Source organism: Vibrio sp. 2017_1457_13 (assembly GCF_030851525.1).
GTDB lineage: Bacteria > Pseudomonadota > Gammaproteobacteria > Enterobacterales > Vibrionaceae > Vibrio > Vibrio metschnikovii.
On record NZ_VHTA01000036.1, the window covers coordinates 1 to 1,261 of the forward strand.

Genomic DNA, 1,261 nt, shown 5'->3' on the forward strand with positions numbered 1-1,261 from the left:
GCTGGCAAACAAGGATAAGGGTTGCGCTCGTTGCGGGACTTAACCCAACATTTCACAACACGAGCTGACGACAGCCATGCAGCACCTGTCTTACAGTTCCCGAAGGCACTCCCGCGTCTCCGCAGGATCCTGTAGATGTCAAGAGTAGGTAAGGTTCTTCGCGTTGCATCGAATTAAACCACATGCTCCACCGCTTGTGCGGGCCCCCGTCAATTCATTTGAGTTTTAATCTTGCGACCGTACTCCCCAGGCGGTCTACTTAACGCGTTAGCTCCGAAAGCCACGGCTCAAGGCCACAACCTCCAAGTAGACATCGTTTACAGCGTGGACTACCAGGGTATCTAATCCTGTTTGCTCCCCACGCTTTCGCATCTGAGTGTCAGTATCTGTCCAGGGGGCCGCCTTCGCCACCGGTATTCCTTCAGATCTCTACGCATTTCACCGCTACACCTGAAATTCTACCCCCCTCTACAGTACTCTAGCCTGCCAGTTTCAAATGCAACTCCGAGGTTGAGCCCCGGGCTTTCACATCTGACTTAACAAACCACCTGCATGCGCTTTACGCCCAGTAATTCCGATTAACGCTCGCACCCTCCGTATTACCGCGGCTGCTGGCACGGAGTTAGCCGGTGCTTCTTCTGTCGCTAACGTCAAAGAATACCGCTATTAACGATACCCCCTTCCTCACGACTGAAAGTACTTTACAACCCGAAGGCCTTCTTCATACACGCGGCATGGCTGCATCAGGCTTGCGCCCATTGTGCAATATTCCCCACTGCTGCCTCCCGTAGGAGTCTGGACCGTGTCTCAGTTCCAGTGTGGCTGATCATCCTCTCAGACCAGCTAGGGATCGTCGCCTTGGTGAGCCATTACCTCACCAACTAGCTAATCCCACCTGGGCATATCCTGACGCGAGAGGCCCGAAGGTCCCCCTCTTTGGCCCGTAGGCATCATGCGGTATTAGCCATCGTTTCCAATGGTTATCCCCCACATCAGGGCAATTTCCCAGGCATTACTCACCCGTCCGCCGCTCGTCAGCAAAGAAAGCAAGCTTTCTTCCTGTTACCGCTCGACTTGCATGTGTTAGGCCTGCCGCCAGCGTTCAATCTGAGCCATGATCAAACTCTTCAATTTAAGTTCTTTTTGGCTCAATGAATACTGACTCTAAATTACCTAGCTCCTATAAATAGAAGCGTAATTCAAAGCTATTATCGTTCCAACAGAACGATAATGAATTGACTGTGCCGATAGTGCTAAAAGC

The 1,261-nt window shown here is 51.9% G+C and carries 1 rRNA gene; it reads right to left on the reverse strand.

The window, feature by feature from the left end:
- Nucleotides 1–1,134: ribosomal RNA gene (locus FKN88_RS17370) — 16S ribosomal RNA — on the reverse strand; the annotation flags it as partial.
- Nucleotides 1,135–1,261 lie beyond the last annotated feature (127 nt).